This window comes from Rhizobium sp. YS-1r, from assembly GCF_000757525.1.
Classification (GTDB): domain Bacteria; phylum Pseudomonadota; class Alphaproteobacteria; order Rhizobiales; family Rhizobiaceae; genus Neorhizobium; species Neorhizobium petrolearium.
Genome location: NZ_JPYQ01000024.1, coordinates 443096 through 466781 on the forward strand (window position 1 = coordinate 443096; position 23686 = coordinate 466781).

Sequence of the window (23686 nt, forward strand, 5' to 3'; positions counted from 1 at the left end):
TCACGCCGCCTGTGTTTTGCCGCCGCGCATGCGCGGGTCGATCAGACCGTAGAGAAGGTCGATGAAGAGATTGGAGAAGACCATCATCACGCCGATCAGAAGCAGGATGACCTGCACCACCGCCAGATCGCGTGACTGCACCGAAGAGACCAGCAGCCGGCCGATGCCGGGCCAGGAGAAAACGCTCTCTACGACGACTGCCCCGCCCACAACATTGCCCAGCATGAAACCGAAGACGGTTACGATCGGTATCGCCGCATTCGGCAGAACATGCCGCGTCACCACCTGTCTCGAGCGGACGCCCTTGGCGGCGGCGGTGCGCACGAAAGGCCGTCCGAGCACTTCCACCATGGAAGAGCGGGTATAGCGTGCGACTGTCGCCGCTCCCGCGATGCTCAGCGTCGCGATCGGCAGGATCATATGGTAGGGCGTCGCATAGCCGCCGGAGGGTAGCCAGCGGAGCTGCACCGCGAAGATCAGCGCCAGAACCAGGGCCAGGACGAAGGCAGGCACGGTGAAGCCGAAAACGGAGGCCGACATGATCAGCCTGTCGAAAGTCGAGTTGCGGTAGAGCGCCGCGGTCATGCCGGCAGCAACGCCGATGATCGTCTTGAGGAACAGCGTCGGCACCATGATCCACAGCGTCGCCGGCAGCCGGGCCAGTACGGTTTCCATTGCCGGCCGGTTCTCGCGCATGGAATTGCCGAGGTCGCCGTGAAGGACCGCGATGATATAGCGATAGAACTGCACCCAGATCGGCTGATCGAGTCCCCATTCGTGACGGAAGGCATTGACCACTTCCTGCGGCGTAGCCGGATCGAAGAAGCGTTCGGCCGGGTCGCCCGCAAGCCGGAGGACGATAAAGGCGAAGGTGACGATGATGAACAGCGTCACCAGGGCGCGCAGGAAACGCGTCGAGACGAATTGCAACATCAGGCAGCCTCCCCATTGGCAACCGCTACGCCGGCGGTCGACGGATTGTTGACAAGATGGCAGGCAACCGCCCGCCCGCCTTCCGACATGAGTTCCGGTCGCTCGATGCGACAGACGGGCTTCACCTGCGGGCAGCGGGTATGGAAGGGACAGCCGGGCGGAACATTGACCGGGTTCGGCGGATCGCCGGCCAGGATGATGCGCTCGCGCGCCGACCGACCCTTTCGCGGCACGGCGGAGACGAGCGCACGGCTGTAAGGATGCAGCGGCTGATGGAAGACCTCGCCCGGCCGGCCGATCTCGACAATGCGCCCGAGATACATGACCGCCACCCGGTCGGCGATCTGGCGCACCACTTTCAGATCGTGGCTGATGAAGACGCCGGTAAAGCTGTTGCGGGCGCGGATATCCTGGAAGACGTTCAGAACCTGCGCCTGAACCGAGACGTCAAGCGCCGAGACCGGCTCGTCGCAGACCAGGAGTTCCGGCTCCATGACCAGCGCCCTGGCGATGATGACGCGCTGCCGCTGGCCACCGGAAAGTTCGTGCGGGAACCGATCGCCGTGGTGCGAGGAAAGGCCGACATTGCCCATCACCGCCCGTACTTTGGCACGACGTGCATCCCGAGTAAGGTCCGGGAAATGGACGATGAGCGGCTCGCCGATCTGCTCACCTATGGTGATGCGCGGATCGAGCGCGCCGAGTGGATCCTGGTAGATCATCTGCATGCGCCGGCGCATCCGTCGCCAGGCGAGATCGGGCACCGCGCCGACCTTCTCGCCGCCGAACACGACCTCGCCCGAGGTTGGCGGGATGTGGCCGAGCAGCAGCCGCGCCGTGGTCGATTTGCCGCTGCCGCTTTCGCCGACGATGCCGAGCATCTCACCCGGTACCACGTCGAAAGTCAGTCCATCGACCGCTTTCAGCGTTTTTGTGCGGGCAAACAGACTGCCCCGCTGGCGGAGCCTGTAATGGCGCGTGAGGTTCTTGACGGTAAGCTGACCTTTCATCACACCAACTCCGCAGCGATCTCTACAGGAGCAGGCAGGCGAGCATTGGCCGGCGGTAGTATGTCGCCGAGCTTCACGCAGGCGGCCCTGTGGCGTCCGTCTGCCCCGGCATCGATCATCGTCGGCACGGCCCACTGGCATTCGGGACCGGCGACGGCGCAACGAGGTGCGAAGGTACAGCCGGACGGCAGCCGGTCCGGCGGCGGCACGGAGCCCGGAATGGCGAGAAGCCTCTGGCGCGGCCCGTCGATCGACGGAATGGCATCGATCAATCCACGCGTATAGGGATGGGCAGGATTATCGAAGAGATCAGCCGTCGGGCTGTCCTCCACGATACGGCCGCAATACATCACCACCACCCGCTCGGTCATTTCGGCGACCATCCCGAGATCGTGGGAGATCAGAACCAATGCCATGTTGCGCTCGCGGCGCAGATCATCGAGGAGATCAAGGATCTGCGCCTGGATGGTGGCATCGAGCGCCGTCGTCGGCTCGTCGGCGACAAGCAGGTCCGGATTGCCGGCAAGCGCCATGGCGATCATCACCCGCTGGTTCATGCCGCCGGAGAACTCGTGCGGATATTCGCCGAGCCGCTGGCGCGCATTGGCGATGCCGACGCGGTCGATCAGGCGCTCGGCCTCCCTGCGGGCTGCCGCGCCGGTCAAGCCCTGATGCAGGCGCAGCGCCTCGCCCAGCTGCCAGCCGATCTTGTGAAGCGGGTTGAGCGAGCTCGAGGGGTCCTGGAAGATCATCGCGATGCGGCCGCCGCGGATTTCGCTGAGCCGGGCATCGTCGGCGCCAAGGATTTCCCGCCCTTCAAGCCTTACGGAGCCACCGACCCGGGCATTGCGGCCGAGAAGCCCCAGCACCGCCATCCAGGTGATTGACTTGCCGCAGCCGGATTCGCCGACGATGCCGAGCGCCTCGCCGCGCTTGAGTGGGATATCGATACCGTGCAGCGCACGGGTGAAGCGATAGCGGCCTTCAAACTCGACGGTGAGGCCACGGATATCCATGAGATCGGTGGATCCGGTCATGCGCCTGCCTCCGTAGCTGGATCATTGGGGGATACTGGAACGCCAGGCCCGACCTGCAACAAATATCGCTCGGCGCCTTCGAGGATGACGCAGCTCAGCACCTGCCGCATATAGGCGCCGGTATCCACATTGATGCGGTTCGGGAGGCTCTCGACCTCCTGGCGCGGCGTATGGCCATGAACCACCACCTTGCCGAAATTCTTCCGCGAGAGGAGAAATTTGTCGCGTATCCATGTGAGGTCATCGAGCCGCTGATCGGTAAGCGGACGATCCGGGTCGACGCCGGCATGGGCGAAGAAATAGTCCCCATCGCCGTGCCACAATGGCAGCGAAAGCACGAATTCCTTGTGACGAATGGGGATTACGGCCGCAAACATCTGCTGCAATGCGACGGCGCGGCCGATATCGGCAATGCCCGCGAGAATGTCGCCTTCCTTCAGCCCATAGGAGACGAGCGTTTCAAGCCCGCCCTTCACCGCCCAGGCCGAGAGGACAGAAGGATCGGTCAGGAAGGTCGCCAGCCAATGATCGTGATTGCCGCGCAGGCACATGATCTCGATACCGTCTCCCCGCCGCTCCCGAGCCTCGATGATCGCTTCGACAACGCCCGCCGAATCCGGTCCGCGATCGATGAGGTCGCCGAGGACGATGATCAAGGCCCGATCCGCCGGATGGCGCTTCATATCCTCGGCGATCGCAGTCCACATGGCTGCGAGAAGGTCTGCTTGACCATGCACATCACCGACCGCATAGACGCGTCCGCCAGAGATCGCAGGATTGACGGCATCCTCGAATTCCGGCCAGGGCTCTCCCTGACGTTCAATGGCAAGCGGGCGGCGATGATGGCGCATGGCAACGAGAGTTCCGGATGACAAAAGCGGGGGCGCTGAAGCACCCCGCCGCCCTTCGATTACTTCTTGATTGAGAAGGAGCCCGGACGGAAATCCATCACGAACATCGCCGACGGCTTCCACTGGATGTCGGCGCGCTTGCCGTAGAGGATGGCATTCTGGTGCAGGACGACCATCGCCGGGTCTTCAGCCTCGATGATCTCCAGTGCGCGGGCGAAGGACTTCTTCACTTCAGCCTTGTCGGTTGAGGTGTTCAACACGTCGCAGAGCTTATCGAACTCGTCGTTCTGCCACATGCCGCTCTTCGGATTGGTCTTTGTATTATACGAACCGTAGGGGCAGTTATTGGCAAGCAGCGCAACCGGATAGGCGAAATAGGCCGTGTTCGACAGGTCAGCCATCATGCGATCCGGAGCCGGATCGTTCGGGTTATCTATGACCGAGAAGTCGATGTTGAAGCCAATTTTGCGGAGATTGTCGAGATCGAACTGCGCGACCGTCAGCTCGTTCGGATAATAATCGTTGTGGACGCGATAAGTGATCTTCTCGCCCTTGTAGCCGGCTTCCGCGAGAAGTTTCTTGGCAAGCTCCGGATCATAGGCCGGCGACTTGAAGTCCTCGACGAAAAGATCGCCGAACAGCTTGTGCTGGAAGCCCTGCGGCACGGCGGTCATGCCACCCCAGAGCGAGTTGACGATCGTGTCGCGGTCGATCGAATGCGAAAGCGCCTGGCGGATCAGCTTGTTCTTCAGCGGACCGTTGTTGGTGTCGAGCGCGATGAAGCGGATATTGGCGACGGGGCCGCCGACGACGTCAAAATCCTCGGTATTCTTCAAGAGTGGGACCTGGTCCGGGCCGAGGTCGCTGACGATATCGTATTCGCCGGACATCAGGCCGTTCACGCGGCTCGCCGCTTCCGGAACGACCATGAAGTCGAGCTTGGCGATCGGCGGCTTGCCGCCCCAGTAATCGTCATGGGAAACGAGATGGATTGCCGAACCCTGGTCGACACCGACGACCTTGTAGGGGCCGGTCGCAACAGGATGAAGCGCGTAGTCTGCCCAGGACTTGGCCTCCTGGAAGCCGCGCTTGGAAATGATCGCCGCATAGTTGACGCGGGCAAGACGGGCTTCCGTATCGAGCGTCGCCTTTTCCATGACGAAGCGGACCGTATAGTCATCGACCTTCTCGACCGACTTCAGCAGCGGCCATTCCGACTTCCGGTTGGCGGCTGTGATGGCCGGCGGGACGATGCCCTTCGTGCCGTCGGCGTGGGTGAAGGTTGTCTGGCCGGCCTCACGGGCTTTGACCTGTTCCGGCAGGCGGCCGTAACGTTCGTCGGAGAACGAGAAGACAACGTCATCGGCCTTCATCTCGTCGCCGTTGTGGAACTTGACGCCATGGCGGAGCTTCACTTCCAGCGTCGTGTCGTTCAGCCACTTCCATTCGGTGGCGAGGCCGGGCCGGGCGCTAAGATTGGGGTCGGAAAGATCAAGCTCGATGAGCTGCTCGAAGATCATGTTCTGGTATTTGCGGGCGGCGGTCCCGCCGTTGTCGCTCGTGTCGAGCGTACCGGCCGTGCCCATGCTCTGCAGGGCGACTGTGATGTTTGGCCGGTCCTCGGCAAAGGCGGCATGGGAAAGGAAAGTGCCGGCGAGCAAGGCGCCCGCGAGCGACAGGGTTTTGAGGTTCTGGATCATTGCGAAATCTCCTTCAAGGGGACATGCAGTGGAAAGTGAGACCGCCTTGTCGGGCGGCATGGCTTCGCCGCTCGCCGACTGGCGCTGTCCCGCCGGCGCTCGGTATCTCGAGGTCTCGATGTCTTACCGGGGCGCCCGGTCAGGCCGGGCGCATCGTCATGGAACGATCAATCCTGCAGTTCTGCGACCCTTGCAACGTCCATTCCAGCCGCCCTCTCGGTCACAAGATCAGCTTCGTCGACATAGGGACGTTCGCCGACATGGCCGATAATGATGCGCGACACCTTGCCGTCGATGGCCGCCGTGAATTCCTTCACGACCGGGGCCGGCACGGCTTCGCCGTCTTCGAGGAGCTCGAACATCGGCCGGCCGGTCATGCTGGCTGCAGGTTCGAGGCCAAGAAGTGCGAGAATGGTCGGCGCAAGATCGTAAATCGCCGTGCGCGAGGCGACGACCTCACCGCCGCTCTTCAAGCCGGCGCCCTCACCGATCAACACGGCCGCCAGTTCCACGGCATGCAGACCTCCGTGCGACCCGCCGCCGAGCGGAATGCCGCTGTAGCTGCCGGCGTCGCAGATCGACGTGCCCGGAACGCCGAATTCGTTTTCAGCGTCGGTGCCTCGAAGGTTGATGTAGAGGTCCGGTGCACGGCCATGCGCGGCACCGGTCAGTTCCAGCGCCAGCGTGCCGGCGATGATGCCCTCCTGCGCACCCGGCTCGACCGCCCGGGTGAAGGTGGCGCCATACCAGGGTTGCGCGGCGAGCGCATCGAAAACGCCCTGCAACAGGCCCTTGTCAAATTGCTTGAGCCAGAAGCCCGGTGCGCGCCCCTTCCGATAAAGCACATCGATGTCGTTGTCGAAGCGCGTGTCGGCGGCGATGCCGGCCTGCTTCAGGGCATCGCCGACGGAAATGAATTCGTTGATTGTCGAGTGGCCGTGGTCGGAGGTGACGAAGATGACAATGTCGTCCTTTTCCGGCTGCCTGTCGCGCCATTCGAGAAGATTGCCGATCGCCGCATCGCAATCGCGCATCGAGGCGAGCATACCTTCGGCGCCGAGACCATGACGATGTGAAGCGCTGTCCACTTCGGTGATCCAGATGATTGCAGCCGCCGGCTTTCTCTGCGGCCAGACGGTATCGGTGAAGGCGGCAACGGCCTGGCGTTCGGCGCCACGGTCGAAGCCGTTGGCCGGAACCCGGTGCTGCTCGGCTATGTCGACGGCGAGCTCGGGCGGGAAGCCGATCGCCGGATGGCGGACGTTGAAGCCGGCTTGTCCCCAGTCCGCCCCTTTCCAGTTGAGCGCAGTGAACGAACCCTGCCCGCTCGAATTGACCACCGCGAAGGATTTGCCGTTCTTGGCGAGCGTTTCGGAAAGATTGGTGGCCGTCACCATGCCGCCGACGATGCGGCGCTCGCCGGCACGCCAGTCGTGGACCGTATCCGTACCGGTCAGGCGGCCCGAGCCGTCGCGGGAATAGAACTCATTGCCGAGAATACCCGTCGTTTCGGGGCGGGCGCCGCTCGCAAGTGCAGTCAGTGCCCCGCGCGTCTCGCTCGGGAACACCGTGCGATGATCCTTGCTCGACACACCCCGCGCCCGCATGGCAGCGAGATTGGGCATAGTGGTTTCGTTGATCATGTCGGGGCGCAGGCCATCTATGCCTACAACGATTACATGGCGGATATCAGCCATTGTCATTGACCTTTTCTTGCAGGTGCGGAAATTCGGACACCTCGGGTGAGGCGGATTGCTCGGGATAGAAAACGCTGGCGCCCGCCTCGGTCAGAAGCCCGGCAAACGGCTCGTCGAGCGGCATATCGGTCACGAAGGTTTCTATGCCGGCGAACGGAATGCTGCGATAGCGGCCGACGGCGCCGATCTTGGTGTGATCGCCGACATAGATGCTGGCGCGGCTCTGCGTCGCAAGCCGGGTCTTCAGCTCCATATTGTGCTTGGTCCGCTCCACGAGCCCGAACTCAGCGTCGAGCCCATAGACGCCGATGATCGACAGGTCGAAGCTGCAATTGCGGATCGCGCCGAACACTTCGTCGCCGAACAGCGTCTTGGCGTTCCAGTCGTAATCGCCGCCGGTCAGGATCACCTTATGGCGCTGGCCTGCCTGCAGCGCGTCGCCGATCGCCGGCATGTTGGTCATGACGGCGACCGGCGGACCGTTGCGCATCGCCTGCGCGACCGCAAGAACCGAGCTCCCGCCCGTCATGAAGATCCACTGGTCCGGCTGGATCATCGCCGCCACCAGCGTGCCGATCGCCTGCTTTTCCGCCCGTTCCATGTTGACGCGCTCGTCAAGTGCCGCCTCGCGGCCGGAGGGGATGGCTCCCCCATAGACCCGCTGCAGCGATCCGCCCCGCTCCAGGGTAACCAGATCGCGGCGGATCGTCTCGGTCGATACCCCGAAGGTTTCGGCAATCGCGCTGATCGACATGCCGCTGCCGCCATTGACCAGGCGGATGATGGTTTGGTGTCGGCTGGCTGCCGGAATCTTCGACATAGACGATCGCCTCTTCTGATGGCGGTGTTCTAGGACGCAAACATTGCAGCGGCGTGACACATTTTTGAACTTATGTTGTCAGTTCAACAAAGCCACACAAACTCCCACATTTTTCTCTGCGCATCGTCCAACGGTCAGTTCAGATAGGTGCATCTAACTAAGCCGAACATACGCGCATATCCGGATTGCTAGACCGCAATTGCAACCAGGCCCTCGCCTTCAATTTCGTAGGCACACCCTCGTTCGTCATCCACGGGACAACCTTCGGCAGCGTCCCGGATGAAAAGGGACTGAAGGTGGCGATCGCCGAGGCCCGGGCAGCCTGATTCATGATTGCAGGAAAGTTGGGTCTTGGCCGAACGCAGTCCGCCTCAACATCCTCGGCGCCGCACTGGACACGTTACACAGTGCGAGTGCAGACGGTTGTTTCAGATCAATGAATTTGGTGACCGACCAGGGGTTAGATACTCCAAAACCGATAATGCAAAGTGGTAATTGATACCCATCGCACGGAGGCATCATGGCGAAGATCATCCCCTGCCCCAACTGTGGGCAACTTAACCGGCTGGATGACAAGCGGGATGGAAAATTGGCCCATTGCCCGGCCTGCAAGTCGCCGCTGTTCACCGGCCGGCCGATTTCCCTGCACAAGGGAAATTTCGACCGTCAGACTGGCTCCGACGATCTCCCGGTAGTCGTCGACTTTTGGGCATTGTGGTGTGGTCCCTGTCGTGCAATGGCTCCTGCCTTCGAGGCCGCTGCCGCCGCTTTCGAGCCCGGGGTGCGCTTCGCTAAGGTGGACACCGAAGCGGAACAAGGCCTTGCTCAAAAATACGGAATTCAGGCCATTCCCACCTTGATATTGTTCAAGGGAGGAAGGGAACTCGCCCGGCGCAGCGGCGCGATCAGTGCCGGCGCGCTCAGGCAATGGCTGGAGCAAGCGGGCGTCGCATAAACTAGCGATCTGCAGCAAGCTCCTCTCAAATCTGGCAAGCTCTTCAACCGCGATCATCCTCGACGTGGCCGATAATCACGCTGCTTCGCCCGTCGCTGTTGCACGGTGACAGAGATATCGAGCATCTGATTGGTGCGCTTATCCTGTCAATTACCGGATGCCTCGCGCACGATGTCGTCAAGGAGACTGTTGACGTCATCCCGGGCCTCTCCTTCCGGTAGTCGGCGAAACCCGACCTTCACGGTTCCGGGCGCTGCCTCTGCCTCATAGGCGAAGAGCACGTAGGGACAGAAGCCGATGTTTGCGAGATCTGCCTCCATTGCCTTGCGGGAAACGGTCGCCGAACAGAACTGCATGAACTCCGCCTCGCGGTAGAGCACTTTCCCGGCGCCGACATCGCCTGCCGTACGCGCCAGCATCTCGGCAACGTGGCCGTGATAGTCCACCACATAGCCTCGATTGACGATGGCGTCCTCCAGATCGGCTAGTACCTCCGCAAAGGGTGCCTTGCTTTCATAGATCTTCAAAACGTCCGACGCCGTTGCCCCGGTGCACCCCAGGGCCGCCGGCAGAGCGACCAGCGATGCCATCACGATCTTTATCATCTTCTCCTCCCATATCCTCATCGCAGAAAAGATCAGCCTAGCCGAGACTTCAAAAACATGCAAAAATATAAATGTATAAATAGGAGGAGCATCATGGCGTCGTTGAGTGTCTATGAGGCATCGGGGCGATCAAGCCGCAGGGGGTTTCTGGCGGGCAGTCTCGCCCTTGCGGCATCCGCAGTCCTGACGCGGCCGGCTCATGCGGTCGGTCGAGTTTCGATGGGCGACAGCGAATTCATCACGGTCAGCGACGGAACACTGACGTTACCCATGGGGTTCCTGTTTCCGGACGTTCCAAAGGATGAATTGCAGTCATTCCTGGTCGCCCAAAACATGCCGACCGATGCTCTGCATCCAGACTGCAATGTAACGCTGCTCAGGCAGAAGGGGAGACTGGTCATATTCGACGTCGGCTCAGGCGCCAATTTCATGCCGACTGCCGGAATGCTTATCGACAATCTCGCCGCCGCCGATATCGACCCTGGCAGCGTCACCGATGTTGTCTTCACCCACGCGCATCCGGATCACCTTTGGGGCGTAACCGATGATCTGGACGAGCTGGTCTTTGCCAATGCCCGTTATCACATCGGGCAAGCGGAATGGGACTTCTGGTCTTCGCCGAATGCCCTGCAAGCTGTCTCTGCGGATCGGCAGACCTTTGTGGTCGGCGCCCAGAACAGGTTTGCCGCACTGAAGGACCGGATCGCGTTCCTCAAGCCCGGGCAGGAGATCCTGTCAGGAATCGAGGTCATCGATACCGCCGGTCATACGCCGGGGCATCTCTCCTTCATGGTCCATGGTAGCGGCGACCAGACATTGATTGGAGGCGACGCGCTCAGCAATACAGCCATATCTTTCCGACATCCGGAATGGCGTACGCAGAGCGATCATGATCCGGAGCGCGGCGTCGCGATGCGCCGGCAGTTGCTTGCTCGCCTCGCAGGCGACAAGGCGCGGATCATCGGCTATCACTTTGACCACGAAGGAATTGGCCGCGTAGAGCAGCGAGAAGGTGCCTACGCTTTTGTACCGGGGGCCTGAGCGGCGACCGTCTCGAGCTATCGGTCAAGGCTGACGGAACTCTCGCGAAAGATTGCCAATCCGGAGCCCTCGATGAGATAGGCGAGACCGATTCTGGCGCCGAGCGCTATCGAAGCGAAAGCGAGCGGTGCCGAGATGGCGAGTGCGGAAACGCCGGTAATCCCTTGTCCGATCGTGCAACCCATGGCGAATACGCCGCCGACCCCCATTAGGAGCGCGCCCAGCAGGTGCCGGCTCAATTCCCGTGCATCGTCGCAGGCTTCCCAGCGCACGGTGCGGCGAACCTGCGCATTGATGGCCGAGCCGATGATGACGCCCATGACCAAACCGACACCATAATCGGGCACACTCCCGGTAAATGTCATGAGTTGAAGCAGGGCATCGCCCACCGGAACGACGAAGGAGCCGGCTTCGAGCTGGACGATTTCGAAGGAATTCCTTGAGGCCAGAGTGGTGGCAACCCAGCCGAAGGCAATGACTGCTCCAATGGTCATTCCCGCACCAATGGACCACCACCGACGCCGGTAATCGGAATCCCGGAATACCCAGCCGAACATGGCAAGCGCGACGATGCCGGCAATGGCAAGACGAAGATCGACGCCGGTGAAGTAGGACGCAACAAGCCCGACGGATTGCCCGCCGGCGAAACCGAAGTCAATCGCCAGGTTGTCCACGATCGGCACGCGCGCCTGGGCGATCAGCCCCTTCTGAGCGGACAGCGCGCTGACGCCGAGGATGATGAGAACGACAAGGGATCGCAGGCTTCCGCCGCCAAGCCTGACGAGCGCGCCGAAGCCGCAGGTGCCGACGAGCGCCATGCCGAAGCCGAACATCACGCCACCCAGGATCGCTCCGGTCCAGGCGAAGCTCGAACGGATGTAGAAGCTCTCGTCGGATGCGGCAAGCCCCAAGGCCTGAAGGCTCTGGGTCAGGACAAGAGCGGTCGCAGCGGCGAGAATCCAGGTTCTCAGGCCGGTGCTGTCATTGGCATACCAATAGCGCTCCAACGCGGACATCGTGCAGAAACGCTGATTGCGGGCCACAAATCCGAGCACGCAACCGGCAAGCAGCCCGGCAACGGGCAAGAACCAAGCCGATGCAACGATATTCTCCATTTTATCCTCCCGCGAACCCTCCCCGGTTCGCAAAGGTCGTAACGCCAGTCCCTCCGTTGACTGGTGTTACGATGGCTTCTCACCCTGTCGCACCGGTGCGCAGAAGAGCTCGTAGAGAGAGCCTATCACGGGTGCGATCTCCTTGTTGGCAAGTGAATAGTAGATCACACGCCCATCCCGGCGGGTCGTGACAAGGCGATCAAAACGGAGGCGCGCCAGTTGCTGCGATACGGCGGCCTGCGGCATTCCCATCGTGTTTTCCAGCTCCGAGACGGATTTTTCGCCTTCGGTGAGCAGGCACAGGATCAGCAATCGGTCCTCGTGCGACAAAGCCTTGAGCAGCTCACTCGCCTTTCGCGCCTGCGCGAAGAGCTTCTCCCGCTCTTCCGGCGTTTGCAGCGTGTTCAACTGTGGCAGGCTCATTCGCCCATACCTCCTAATTCGCATCCGGGCCCATATTGGCAGAAAGGACCACGCAATGTCCATTTCCTACGGAAGCTTGGCGATCAACTCATCGATTGAAAACCAGAAAAACTCATCTCCCGTGTAGCCGCGCAGGCGGCCGATCTCCTCACCCTCATCCATCAGGATGAAAGTCGGCGTAAACCGCTCCCGCTGTATATGGTCGAGATCCTCAGGCCACGCCTCGGTGATGTCAACGCGGCGAAGAGGCGCGCGTGCACCCTCTTCCGTCTTCGGCCATGCGGGGGCAATCTCGGCATTGAAGCGTGCGCACCAGACGCAACCCGGCTGCTCCAGCATGACCAGCTCGGCCGCCTTCCCCGAAGTCGCACCGGTGAGGATGAGCACCGCAAGAAGGGTCGATGTCCGCAAGGATGGAGAAGCGTCCGAAATCATCATTTGCAACATATAGCATTTTCTGAATACATGTGGCAATGCTGTGATGCAGGGTGGTCTTGGGAGGGATCGAATGCTTGATGTCAGCGTGGGGGGCGCGTTACTGGCTGGGTTGCTGTCATTCGTATCGCCTTGCGTTCTGCCCATCGTTCCACCTTACCTGGCCTGGCTTGCGGGGGTGAGCTTCGATCGATTGCGGGATGCCCAGCCGAACCCGGACGACCGGCGACAGGTCATATTTTCAGCAGTCTCTTTCGTTGCCGGCTTCTCGACGGTTTTCGTTGCCCTGGGTGCGACAGCGAGCCTGATCGGCAAGACGATCGCCCAATATTTCAATGTGCTTTCGGTGGCGGCAGGCGTGGTGATCATCGTCATGGGCCTGCACTTCCTCAAAATCCTTCAGATCGGGATGCTCTATCGGGAAGCGCGGGTACAGGTTACGGAGAAGCCTGCTGGTTTGGCTGGCGCCTTTTTGATGGGTCTGGCCTTCGCCTTCGGCTGGACGCCGTGCGTGGGACCGGTTCTGGCCGCAATTCTGTTCGTCGCAGGGGGAGAAGGGACGGCGACGCGCGGAAGTATTCTGCTGGCTGCCTATTCCCTTGGCATCGGACTGCCCTTCATCGCTTCGGCCGTTTTCGCCAGCCGGTTCCTTGGTTGGGCGGCGCGCTTCCGGCGACACATGCGTAAGGTGGAGGTCGCGCTCGGCCTCTTCCTGATCGTGACGGGACTGCTTTTCATGACCGGACAGATGTCGACGATTTCGCTTTGGCTCCTCGAGACATTTCCGGCGTTTCAGACAATCGGGTAGGAGGTCGCAATGCCGCAATTCGTTTTTCTGGCGTTCTTCGCCCTCTTCGTCAGTGCTTCCGCCGGAGCGGCTGCAACGATCGGCGAGGATGGCCTTCACAAGGAAGAGTGGTTTTCGACGACCTTTCGCGACATTGCGGAGGATATTGCCGAAGCCAAAGCCCAGGGTAAGCGCCTGGCGATCGTGTTCGAGCAGCGAGGTTGTATCTATTGCCGCCAGATGCACGAGAAGATTCTCTCCGATCCGGATGTGCGCGACTACATCAAAGCCAACTTCCTCGTCGTTCAGTACAACATGTTCGGCGATGAGGAAGTGACGGACCTCGACGGCGAGGTGCTGACGGAAAAAAGCGCTGCCCGCAAATGGGGTTATATCTTCACGCCGACGGTTGTCTTCCTTCCCGAAGATGCCGGGCCCCGGGTCTCCGTCAGCAAAGCCGCCGTCGCGACGATGCCGGGAGCTTTCGGCAAATGGACCTTCCTCAACATGTTCCGGTGGGTGCGCGAAAAGGGGTATGAAGGAAACGAGCATTTCCAGACCTATCACGCGCGCATTATCCAGGAACTCCGCAACTCGGGGAAGCTCATCGGCGAGGACTGATGCGTGTCGGCAACTGATATATTCAAAGATTTATATTTTTCTATTGATGGCCGTTGAACATAGCGCTATCGTAAAAATGGAGGCTTGAACCGGTCATGCCGGTTCGGTGAGTTTGGGAGGACTCATGACAATGAAGCGTTTCCTGACCTGTGTCGCGGTGCCTGCTTTCTTGTGCAGTCAGGCTGCGGCGGTAGAAATTGCGCCGGACGCCGTCAAGATCGACGAAATGAAGGTCTCTCAGTCTCTGACTGGTGCGACCGGGAATGCCGAAGAGGGCGCGAAAGTTCTGGCGAATCGCGGCCTTGGAAATTGTCTTGCCTGTCATGTCGTCACACCGCTTGCCAAGGAACAGTTCCACGGCAACGTAGCCCCTGCCCTGGATGGCGTCGCCGACCGCTGGTCCGAAGCCGAGCTGCGGGCAATCGTGGTCGACGCAAAGCGGGTTTTCTCCGAAGAGACCGTCATGCCCGCCTTCTACAGCCTCGAAGTCGGCATCAACGTCCGCAAGGACCTGGCTGGAAAGACGATATTGACGGCACAGCAGGTCGAGGACGTCGTCGCCTATCTCACGACGCTGAAGGGCTCAAAGTAATTTTCCGGAAGAGGAGATGAATGCATGAAGATCAACAGGCGACAGATGCTGAGCCTCTCGGCGGGCGCAGCACTCTTCTCGATAGCGGGACATCGCTCCACATGGGCGGATGTGCCGGCTGCCGAAAAGCGAATTATGGACTTTGCAGGCGGCAAGACGCCCGCATCCGGCAAGATCACCTTGACTGCACCCGAGATCGCCGAGAACGGCAACACGGTCCCGATCTCGGTAAACGTCGAAAGCGCGATGACTGGCGGAGACATGGTCGACTCCGTCATCATCATCGCGGATGGCAATCCGAATCCGGAAGTGGCCACCTTTCACTTCACCGCACTGAGTGGCACGGCTGTCGCGACGACCCGCATGCGCCTTGCCAAGACACAGAACGTCATCGCCGTCGCGAAGATGGCCGACGGCTCGGTTTTCATGGACAAGAAGGAAGTCAAGGTGACGATCGGCGGTTGCGGCGGCTGACGACAACAGAGGTGGAAGGAGACTAGTCAAATGGCAGCGCAACCAAAACCGCGTATCAAGGTTCCGAAGGAAGCGAAAGCTGGCGAGGTGGTGTCGATAAAGACCCTCATCAGCCATGAGATGGAATCGGGCCAGCGCAAGGACAAGGACGGCAAGGTCATCCCGCGCAAGATCATCAACAAATTTGCATGCGAGTTCAACGGGGCTCCCGTTTTCTCCTGCGATATCGATCCGGCGATCTCGGCCAATCCCTATTTCGAGTTCAGCGCAAAACTGATCGAAAGCGGCACGTTCAAATTCACGTGGATCGATGACGATGGCGCTATCTACACGGATGAACAGAAGATCACCGTAAACTGAGCATTGCACCCGCCGCAACGGGCGGCGAGTGCACACCCATCGGTCGTCATCGCCTTATTGGGGAGGTTATCTTGGGAGGGATAACGATGAAGAGACTATCCGTCTTGCTGCTGGTATCGGTGGCATCTATCTCGGGATTGGCAGTGATGGCCTACGCCGATCCTGTCGATGATACCCTGACCATCGATGATCGCGAGATGATCATAAGGGCGAAGGCGCCGGAAGGGCATCCGTTCGATGAAGTGCTGTCCGGTTGGCTTTTCCGGGAGTCGGAAACCCGTGCGACGGAAGCCGATTCGTTCGCCAATCCGGGAATGCTTGCGGTGGAACGCGGCGAGGAACTCTGGAACACCGTCGATGGATCGATGGGGAAATCCTGTTCCTCTTGCCACAATGATGCATCCGCGACGATGAAGGATGCCGGCGCGCATTTTCCCAAGTGGGATGCGAAGGCCAGGAAGCCCGTCAACATCGAGATGAAGATCAATGACTGTCGTACCGAGCGTATGGGTGCCGAACCCTACAAGTTCGACGCGGAGGAGCAGGTGGCGCTGACCACCTATATCAAGCACCAGTCCTTGGGCACTCCGGTACAGATCGACCTGTCTGAGGGCGAAATGCAGTCGTGGTGGGACAAGGGCAAGGAACTCTACTATACCCGTACGGGCCAGTTGGATTTCTCCTGTGCCTCCTGTCACGAGAAAAGCATGGGCAAGTTCATTCGCGCCGATCACCTCAGCCAGGGGCAGGTCAACGGATTTCCGACTTACCGCTTCAACACCGCCGGCATGGTCTCCCTCCACAATCGCTTCCGCGGTTGCATCCGGGATACCCGCGCCGAAATGCCAAAGGCCTTTTCGGACGAATTGATGGCGCTTGAGGTCTACGTCACCTGGCGCGGCACCGGTCTTTCGGTCGAGACGCCTGCGGTTCGCCAATAACGGGACCGACGACCAAGATTGTTTCTCATGCGCGGAGGGTTCGAAGCAGTCCCCTCCCTTGGTTATGGAGTCCTTGATGTTATCGAGACGTGAAATGCTCATGGCCGGCGCAGCCCTGTCGGCCATCGTCGGCTCCGGGCTTGCCGGCAAGTGGTCGAGGGTAGCCGCGCAGCAGTCTCTGAGCGAGGACGATCTCCTCCGCTTCGAACCGCTCGGCAATGTGACGATCCTTCATCTCACGGATATACACGCCCAGCTCATGCCGGTTTATTTCAGGGAGCCGTCGGTCAATCTCGGTGTTGGTGATGTGGCGGGCCTGCCGCCGCACGTCACCGGTTCCGATTTCCTTCGCCTCTATGACATAAAGCCCGGAACCCCCGAGGCTTACGCGTTCACCTCCGAGGATTTCGTGGCGCTTGCCAAGGGGTACGGCAAGATGGGTGGGCTGGACCGGATCGCGACGATCGTCAAGCGGGTCAGGGCCGAGCGCGGCGAAGATGTCTTGCTGCTCGACGGCGGCGACACCTGGCAGGGTAGTTACACCTCCTACCAGACCAAGGGTCAGGACATGGTGGACGCCATGAACGCGCTTGCACCCGACGCCATGACGGGGCACTGGGAGTTCACCTATGGTACGGAACGCGTCCAGGAGATTATCGAGACCCTTCCCTTTCCATTCCTCGGAGGGAACATTTTTGACGCCGAATGGGACGAACCCGCCTTCGATGCCTATAAGATGTTCGAGAAGGGAGGCGCCAAGATCGCGGTCGTTGGACAGGCGTTTCCCTATACGCCGATCGCCAACCCGCGCTGGATGTTTCCCAACTGGTCCTTCGGTATTCGCGAGGAGCAGGTCGCAAAGAACGTTGCGGCCGCACGCGCCGATGGCGCGGACATCGTCGTGCTGCTTTCCCACAACGGCTTCGACGTCGACCAAGCCCTCGCATCACGCGTGGGTGGAATCGACATCATTCTGACGGGACATACCCATGATGCGATTCCGGAGCCCGTCCTTGTCGGCAAGACCTTGCTGATTGCCTCCGGCTCGCATGGAAAGTTCATCACACGGCTCGATCTCGATATCCGGAATGGGGCCTTGAGGGGCTATCGGCACCGGCTCATCCCGGTGTTCTCGGATATCATTACGCCGGATCCCGAAATGTCGAAGGCAATATCCGACATTCGGGCGCCGTATCAGGCTGAACTCTCGCGAGAACTCGCGACCTGCGACGGTCTCCTATATCGGCGCGGAAACTTCAACGGAACGTTCGACGACCTGATCTGTCAGGCTCTGCTCGACGTACGCGAGGCGGATATAGCCCTCTCTCCGGGCTTCCGCTGGGGCACGTCAGTCCTGCCCGGGCAGAAGATTACCGTCGAGGACCTGCACAATGCCTGCTCCATGACCTACCCGAACGCCTACCGCAACATGATGACCGGTCAGATGCTGAAAGACATCCTGGAGGACGTGGCCGACAACCTGTTCAACAAAGACCCCTACTATCAGCAGGGCGGCGACATGGTCCGGGTGGGCGGCATGGGATATTCGATCGATCCCGAAGCGGCGATCGGATCCCGCATTTCCAGCATGGTCTTGCTGAAATCGGGCGAGCCGATCGAGGCTTCGAAAGAATACGTCGTTGCGGGTTGGGCCTCGATCAATGAAAGCACGCAAGGACCGCCGATCTGGGACGTCGTGGAGCAGTACCTGACGCAAAATCCGGTCGTCAGCGTGGAAGAGAACCAATCCGTAAAAATCATCAATCGGAAGTCATGAGGCAAAGCCTCGTTGGCAGACGGTTTGCGACGTGATATATAGAAAAAATTGAATATGTTTTATGAGTCATCTGTTCGGGAGGAACTGATGAAGACCGAGACAACCAAGACAACGCGCCGTGCCCTTCTCAGGGCCGGATTTGCAGGCGGCGCGGCGGCACTTGCCACCGGCACGGCGGCCGGTGCACGGGCCGCCGACGATCCGGCAATTACCGAAATCCAGGATTGGAACCGCTATCCGGGCAAGGGGGTGGATGCAACGCCTTATGGCTCGCCTTCTTCATTCGAGGCTCATGTCATCCGCAAGAACGTGCCCTGGCTGACCTCCGATCCCATCTCGTCAGTCAATTTCACGCCCCTGCATGAGATCGACGGTATCATTACCCCGAGCGGCCTGTGTTTCGAACGTCATCATGGCGGCATTGCCGAGATCGATCCGAACGCGCATCGGCTCATGGTTCACGGCATGGTGGACAAACCCCTTGTCTTTACGATGGCCGACCTGAAGCGCTTCCCAAGGGAGAACCGCGTCTACTTCCTGGAATGCGCGGCGAATTCGGGGATGGAATGGCGCGGAGCGCAATTGAATGGCTGCCAGTACACGCATGGCATGGTGCATTGCGTCATGTACACCGGCGTCCCGCTCAAGACTATCCTGAATGAGGCAGGCGTGAAGCCGGAAGGCAAGTGGCTTCTGGCGGAAGGAGCAGACGCTTCGGCGATGACGCGATCGATCCCGCTTGAGAAGGCATTGGACGACTGCATGGTCGCTTTCGGAATGAACGGAGAGGCGCTCCGTCCCGAACAGGGCTATCCCGTCCGCCTCGTGGTTCCCGGCTGGGAAGGCAATATGTGGATCAAATGGCTAAGGCGCCTCGAAATCGGGGACCAGCCCTGGCAGCAACGCGAAGAGACGTCGAAATACACGGACCTTCTCGCCAACGGCAAGGCGCGCCGTTTCACCTTCCTGATGGACGTGAAATCCGTCATCACCAATCCCAGCCCGCAGGCGCCGATCAGGCATGGCAAGGGTCCACTCGTGCTGACGGGGGTTGCATGGTCCGGCAATGGGCGGATCAAGCGCGTCGACGTCTCCGTCGACGGCGGCCGCAACTGGCACACGGCGCGTATCGACGGCCCGAGCCTGCCAAAGGCGTTGCACCGCTTCTACTACGAATTTGACTGGGACGGCTCCGAACTGTTCCTGCAATCCCGCGCAATCGACGAGGCTGGTTTCGTGCAGCCGACAAAGGACCAGTTGAGAAGCGTGCGCGGCACCAATTCCATCTATCACAACAACGGCATCCAGACCTGGCACGTCACCGAGGAAGGGAGGATCGAGAATGTCGAAATTTCGTAAGCCGCTGCTCATCATCGGCCTATCCGTTCTGGCTGGCGCTGGCACTGTTCTGGCGGGAGATGGAGAGCATTTCAAGCTCGGGCGCGTCGCAACTCCCGATGAGCTGCTTGCCTGGGACATCGACGTTCGTCCCGACGGTCTCGGATTGCCTGATGGACGGGGTACAGTGGCCCATGGGATGGAAATCTTTGACGAGAACTGCGCGTCCTGCCATGGCGATTTCGGCGAAGCCGTCGGCCGGTGGCCTGTCCTGGCGGGCGGGAAAGGGACGCTTCAGGCAGATCGGCCGGAGAAGACCATCGGTTCCTATTGGCCCTATCTCTCCACCGTCTTCGACTATGTCCGCCGTGCGATGCCATTCGGCAATGCCCGGTCACTATCGGATGACGACGTCTACGCTTTGACCGCATATCTCCTCTACCTCAACGACGTCGTGACGGATGACGAGTTCGAACTCTCCAAGGAGAATTTTGCCGACATCAAGCTACCGAACGAGGTCAACTTCACCGACGACGACCGTACGAAGGAACCGTTCTATGCCGACAAATCGGAGCCCTGCATGGAAAATTGCAAACCCGACAAGGCGACCATAAAGGCGCATGCCGCGATCCTCGACGTGACGCCGGAAGATGCCGGCGAGGATGACCAGCCGGCGAACGGTGGAATAGAATAGACGGATCGCCAGTTCGGATCCGATCCGCTCTGAAATCGATGACAACGCCGTTGCCACACGGCCGCAGACGATCAACCCGCGATCGAGATCAGATCCCCATTCATACAAGGGAGAATTACATGAAGAGGATTATCCTGGCAGCCGTATTGGCTCTGGCGACTGTAACCCCTGGCTTCGCGATAGCCGCCGATCACAGGGTCGAGATGAGGAACAAGGGCTCTGATGGGAGCGCGATGATATTCGAACCGCGCCTGGTCAAGGCTGAGGTCGGCGACACGGTGACCTTCGTCGCGATCGACAAGGGTCACAATTCCAGCGCCATAAAGAAGGGCGTTCCCGACGGCGCTGCTGAGTGGAAAGGCGAGATCAATCAGGAAATTACCGTAAAGATCGAGGCTCCCGGCGTGTATATGTTCCAATGCACGCCGCATTTCGGCATGGGAATGATTGGCGCCATCGTTGCAGGCCAACCGGTGAATCTCGAAGCTGTCAAGGCAATAAAATTTCCCGGCAAGGCGAAGCAGGTCGCATCGGAAATATTCGCGGAGATCGAGGCTGATGATTGAGCTCGATTTGAGGATTGGCCGGCCGGCCTGCTCGAAAACGCCACCAAATGGGCGCGCACGGCGATACGGCGGTTTCCGCGCCGATATTCTGTTCCCCCCGAACTGATGTCCGAAATCAGGGCTGCATTGCGCAAGATCAGTGCCCGCCACGATGAAAGCCCTACATAACCCAATGCGACGGAGAGTTGGGAGTTGAGATAATGGCTTATACCTTAGACAAGACGATCGACGGGTCGACATTCAACGAAGTGGTCGAAAGGACCAAAGCGGCTCTTTCGAACAATGGCTTCGGCGTTCTCACCGAAATTGACGTCAAGGCGACGATGAAGAAGAAGCTGAATACCGATCTTGATGATTACCTCATCCTGGGCGCATGCAATCCGGGCATGGCTTTCGAGGCGATCAAGATGGAGCCAAAGGTCGGAGCGATGCTGCCCTGTAACGTCATCATTCGATCCCTCGGCGAAGAGGGCGTCATGGTCAGCGCCATCGACCCTGTAGCCTCCATGCAGGCGATCGATAATGACGCCTTGAAGGAAACGGCGGGAAAGGTCAGGGGAATGCTGGCGGTCGTCGTTCAGGCGATATAACCGGTCCTTCGGAGATCGTGATGAAAAGGCAGAAGTTGGGTGGAAACACCGAGGGCGGATGCTGCCGGGGCCGGAATTGGCAATGATGACATGCTGCATGATTCCGGCCGAAGTCTCCGACACGAATTGGACCGGCATCACCATGGTCAGGATGGCGGTGTCTGCTGAACGCGCTTTTCTGACGGACAAAATAAGGTGGTGCCCGTCATCTGAAAGTTGGGCCGCTGTTTTTCGGAGCGCCTGCGGCAATCGCCTCGGCCGAGGGAGTTGAGCCGCGTGGAATATGCAAGCGCCGATCGATTGAAGAAGGCCCTCCTTTTGATTGCGCTGGCCGGCCTCGTGACGGGACTTGCCCTTTACTCTGCAGGCAGGATCGATGCGGCCGGCATCGTATGGTCGGCAGGGGTCGTCCCCGTCCTGGCCGCGCTTCTGGTGGAGATTCTGCGCAGTCTGTTCAGGGGCGAGGTCGGGCTCGACATCGTAGCCGCCTTGTCCATGTCGTCGGCGCTGGCATTCGGCGAGACGCTGGCGGCCGCCGTCGTCGCTGTGATGTTTTCCGGCGGCACTTTCCTCGAGAGCTTCGCCGAAGGCCGCGCTAGGCGCGAAATGCAGGATCTCCTCTCGCGCGTGCCACGGGTCGCGACCCGGCATCGCGACGGGGCGCTGGAGGATGTACCGCTCGACGATATCGAACCGGGCGACCGGTTGCTGATCCGGCAAGGCGATACGGTGCCCGTGGACGGCACGATTGCGTCCGACACGGCCTTCCTCGACACCTCCGCGCTGACGGGAGAATCCCTGCCCGTCCGGCTTGCTCGCGACAGGGAGGCGATGAGCGGTTCGACCAATGCGGGCGAGGCATTCGACCTCAAAGCAATACGCCGCGCGAGGGAAAGCACCTATGCCGGGATTGTCCGCCTCGTAGAGGAGGCGCAGAAGTCGAAAGCACCCATGTCGCGGCTGGCAGACCGCTGGTCGCTCGGCTTCCTCGCGGTGACGGTCGCGCTGGCTTCGACCGCCTGGTGGTTCACAAGCGATCCGATCCGGGCCGTTGCCGTGTTGGTGGTGGCCACGCCCTGCCCTCTGATCCTTGCAGTGCCGGTGGCGCTGGTGGCGGGCCTTTCGCGCGCAGCGCATTTCGGAGTTCTCATCAAGGGTGCCAAGCCACTCGAGGCGATGGCGCGAATACGAACCCTGATTGTTGACAAGACAGGTACGTTGACGGAAGGGCGTCCGCGGATCGTCTCGATCGACAGTCACATCGGCATCTCCGAAGTGGAGATCCTCCGCTTCGCCGCGGCGCTTGAGCAGGCATCGCAGCATCCCGTCGCACAGGCTATTGTCGCCATCGCGAAGGAACAGGGCCTCACTCTGCCGGTACCCTCGGAAGTCGCCGAGATTCCCGGCGAGGGCGTCGTTGGAAGTGTCCAGGGTCGCAAGATTGTAGTGGGTGGCGCAAGTTTCGTGGCAAGGCGCATCGGGCAGACATCGGACAATCATTCATCTCTCGCGGCAGGATCCGTTCTCGTCGCCGTGGCGGTCGACGGTAAGATGGCGGGACATCTGGTAATGGCCGATCCCTTGCGCAAAGGGGTGGAAACCATGTTCAAGCGGCTTCGGCAGGAGGGCGTGGCGCGGATCCTTCTGGCGACCGGCGATCGTCCCGAGGTGGCCGAACGCGTGGCGGAAGGTCTTGGTCTCGATGGTCTTCGGGCCGGGCTGACCCCGGATCAGAAAGTTCTCCTTGTCCTCACCGAGCGCAAGAACGGCCCTGTCATGATGGTCGGCGACGGAGTCAACGACGCACCGGCGCTCGCCGCTGCGGATGTGGGCGTCGCTATGGGGGCTCGAGGCGCTGCCGCCTCCGCCGAGGCCGCCGACGTCGTGCTGCTCGTCGACCAGGTCGACCGGCTCGGACCTGGGATCGTGATCGCCCGGCGCGCCCGCCGCATCGCGATTGAAAGCGTCGTCGCCGGGATCAGTCTGTCCGTGCTTGGCATGGTCGCTGCAGCCTTCGGCTACCTCACGCCGGTTCAGGGCGCACTGCTTCAGGAAATCATTGACGTTGCTGTCATCCTGAACGCCTTGCGCGCTCTGCGCATCACGCCGCCCGAACTCCCGGACGGCTAAGGCATGAATCACATCTCAATTGATAGACCCTGAGCCTAGCTCGCTCACTGCTGGCAGAGTTAGCTCAATCATCGACATCAGCTCAGTTTATATCCGATATTGTGATATAGATCACATTATATGTTGACTTCTATCCCCGGCTGTTAGACTATCACTCCCGTTCGGATAGCCGATGAGCACGCTGGAAACTGGGA

Annotated in this window: 25 protein-coding genes; 14 read left to right on the forward strand and 11 right to left on the reverse strand. The window is 60.4% G+C overall.

What is annotated here, in order from left to right; all coding sequences use genetic code 11:
- The 7 genes from JL39_RS18030 to JL39_RS18060 form a co-directional block, all read right to left on the reverse strand.
- Positions 1-933, reverse strand: coding sequence for an ABC transporter permease (locus JL39_RS18030; RefSeq protein WP_081952885.1), 933 nt, complete (start codon positions 931-933; stop codon positions 1-3).
- On the reverse strand, positions 933-1943 hold the full coding sequence (locus tag JL39_RS18035) for an oligopeptide/dipeptide ABC transporter ATP-binding protein (protein WP_037153383.1): 1011 nt from the start codon (positions 1941-1943) through the stop codon (positions 933-935). The genes JL39_RS18030 and JL39_RS18035 overlap by 1 nt, the downstream gene beginning before the upstream one ends.
- A complete protein-coding gene (locus tag JL39_RS18040) occupies positions 1943-2980 on the reverse strand; it encodes an ABC transporter ATP-binding protein (protein WP_037153385.1) in 1038 nt (345 codons plus the stop codon). The genes JL39_RS18035 and JL39_RS18040 overlap by 1 nt, the downstream gene beginning before the upstream one ends.
- Complete coding sequence (locus tag JL39_RS18045; protein ID WP_052182953.1) at positions 2977-3831, reverse strand: metallophosphoesterase; 855 nt, start codon at positions 3829-3831, stop codon at positions 2977-2979. Before JL39_RS18045 ends, JL39_RS18040 begins: the two co-directional genes overlap by 4 nt.
- A 59-nt stretch (positions 3832-3890) precedes the next feature.
- Positions 3891-5531, reverse strand: coding sequence for an ABC transporter substrate-binding protein (locus tag JL39_RS18050; protein ID WP_037153390.1), 1641 nt, complete (start codon positions 5529-5531; stop codon positions 3891-3893).
- 167 nt (positions 5532-5698) lie between these two features.
- Positions 5699-7234, reverse strand: coding sequence for a nucleotide pyrophosphatase/phosphodiesterase family protein (locus JL39_RS18055; RefSeq protein WP_244446911.1), 1536 nt, complete (start codon positions 7232-7234; stop codon positions 5699-5701).
- Complete coding sequence (locus JL39_RS18060) at positions 7221-8048, reverse strand: DeoR/GlpR family DNA-binding transcription regulator (RefSeq protein WP_037153391.1); 828 nt, start codon at positions 8046-8048, stop codon at positions 7221-7223. Before JL39_RS18060 ends, JL39_RS18055 begins: the two co-directional genes overlap by 14 nt.
- A gap of 520 nt (positions 8049-8568) precedes the next feature.
- Here JL39_RS18060 and trxC point away from each other — a divergent pair.
- Entirely contained in the window at positions 8569-9003 is a 435-nt protein-coding gene (trxC, locus tag JL39_RS18065; protein WP_037153393.1) for a thioredoxin TrxC, read from the forward strand.
- A gap of 146 nt (positions 9004-9149) precedes the next feature.
- Here the strand turns inward: trxC and JL39_RS18070 are convergent, their stop codons facing one another.
- Positions 9150-9608: a hypothetical protein gene (locus JL39_RS18070; protein ID WP_037153394.1), complete on the reverse strand. Its 459-nt coding sequence runs from the start codon at positions 9606-9608 to the stop codon at positions 9150-9152.
- Between the two features lie 93 nt (positions 9609-9701).
- Between JL39_RS18070 and JL39_RS18075 the strand changes: the two genes are divergently transcribed.
- Positions 9702-10649 (forward strand): MBL fold metallo-hydrolase, encoded by a 948-nt coding sequence (locus tag JL39_RS18075; protein WP_052182955.1) that lies wholly within the window; start codon positions 9702-9704, stop codon positions 10647-10649.
- 17 nt (positions 10650-10666) lie between these two features.
- Here the strand turns inward: JL39_RS18075 and JL39_RS18080 are convergent, their stop codons facing one another.
- The 3 genes from JL39_RS18080 to JL39_RS18090 all read right to left on the reverse strand — a co-directional run bounded on the left by JL39_RS18080 (position 10667) and on the right by JL39_RS18090 (position 12625).
- A complete protein-coding gene (locus JL39_RS18080) occupies positions 10667-11764 on the reverse strand; it encodes a YeeE/YedE family protein (protein ID WP_037153395.1) in 1098 nt (365 codons plus the stop codon).
- A gap of 66 nt (positions 11765-11830) precedes the next feature.
- A complete protein-coding gene (locus JL39_RS18085; protein ID WP_037153397.1) occupies positions 11831-12187 on the reverse strand; it encodes a metalloregulator ArsR/SmtB family transcription factor in 357 nt (118 codons plus the stop codon).
- Positions 12188-12253: 66 nt separating this feature from the next.
- Positions 12254-12625 (reverse strand): transcriptional regulator, encoded by a 372-nt coding sequence (locus JL39_RS18090; protein WP_081952896.1) that lies wholly within the window; start codon positions 12623-12625, stop codon positions 12254-12256.
- A 70-nt stretch (positions 12626-12695) separates the two neighbouring features.
- On the opposite strand from JL39_RS18090, the gene JL39_RS18095 reads away from it, so the two are divergent.
- The 12 genes from JL39_RS18095 (at position 12696) to JL39_RS18150 (ending at position 23492) form a co-directional block, all read left to right on the forward strand.
- Positions 12696-13430: a cytochrome c biogenesis protein CcdA gene (locus JL39_RS18095; protein WP_037153405.1), complete on the forward strand. Its 735-nt coding sequence runs from the start codon at positions 12696-12698 to the stop codon at positions 13428-13430.
- A gap of 9 nt (positions 13431-13439) precedes the next feature.
- Positions 13440-14030, forward strand: coding sequence for a thioredoxin family protein (locus JL39_RS18100; RefSeq protein WP_037153407.1), 591 nt, complete (start codon positions 13440-13442; stop codon positions 14028-14030).
- Positions 14031-14154: 124 nt separating this feature from the next.
- Positions 14155-14622, forward strand: coding sequence for a sulfur oxidation c-type cytochrome SoxX (gene soxX / locus JL39_RS18105; protein ID WP_152601162.1), 468 nt, complete (start codon positions 14155-14157; stop codon positions 14620-14622).
- A gap of 24 nt (positions 14623-14646) precedes the next feature.
- Positions 14647-15096 (forward strand): thiosulfate oxidation carrier protein SoxY, encoded by a 450-nt coding sequence (soxY, locus tag JL39_RS18110; protein ID WP_037153410.1) that lies wholly within the window; start codon positions 14647-14649, stop codon positions 15094-15096.
- A gap of 30 nt (positions 15097-15126) precedes the next feature.
- Entirely contained in the window at positions 15127-15456 is a 330-nt protein-coding gene (gene soxZ / locus JL39_RS18115) for a thiosulfate oxidation carrier complex protein SoxZ (protein WP_037153412.1), read from the forward strand.
- An 86-nt stretch (positions 15457-15542) separates the two neighbouring features.
- A complete protein-coding gene (gene soxA, locus JL39_RS18120) occupies positions 15543-16397 on the forward strand; it encodes a sulfur oxidation c-type cytochrome SoxA (protein ID WP_037153415.1) in 855 nt (284 codons plus the stop codon).
- A gap of 76 nt (positions 16398-16473) precedes the next feature.
- A complete protein-coding gene (soxB, locus tag JL39_RS18125) occupies positions 16474-18174 on the forward strand; it encodes a thiosulfohydrolase SoxB (RefSeq protein ID WP_037153841.1) in 1701 nt (566 codons plus the stop codon).
- Between the two features lie 87 nt (positions 18175-18261).
- Positions 18262-19533 (forward strand): sulfite dehydrogenase, encoded by a 1272-nt coding sequence (soxC, locus tag JL39_RS18130; RefSeq protein WP_037153418.1) that lies wholly within the window; start codon positions 18262-18264, stop codon positions 19531-19533.
- On the forward strand, positions 19517-20206 hold the full coding sequence (locus JL39_RS18135; RefSeq protein ID WP_037153420.1) for a cytochrome c: 690 nt from the start codon (positions 19517-19519) through the stop codon (positions 20204-20206). The genes soxC and JL39_RS18135 overlap by 17 nt, the downstream gene beginning before the upstream one ends.
- Positions 20207-20325: 119 nt before the next feature.
- A complete protein-coding gene (locus tag JL39_RS18140; protein ID WP_037153421.1) occupies positions 20326-20772 on the forward strand; it encodes a pseudoazurin in 447 nt (148 codons plus the stop codon).
- A 200-nt stretch (positions 20773-20972) separates the two neighbouring features.
- Positions 20973-21362: a DUF302 domain-containing protein gene (locus JL39_RS18145; protein ID WP_037153424.1), complete on the forward strand. Its 390-nt coding sequence runs from the start codon at positions 20973-20975 to the stop codon at positions 21360-21362.
- 276 nt (positions 21363-21638) lie between these two features.
- Positions 21639-23492 (forward strand): heavy metal translocating P-type ATPase, encoded by a 1854-nt coding sequence (locus tag JL39_RS18150; protein ID WP_037153427.1) that lies wholly within the window; start codon positions 21639-21641, stop codon positions 23490-23492.
- The last annotated feature ends 194 nt before the right edge of the window (positions 23493-23686 follow it).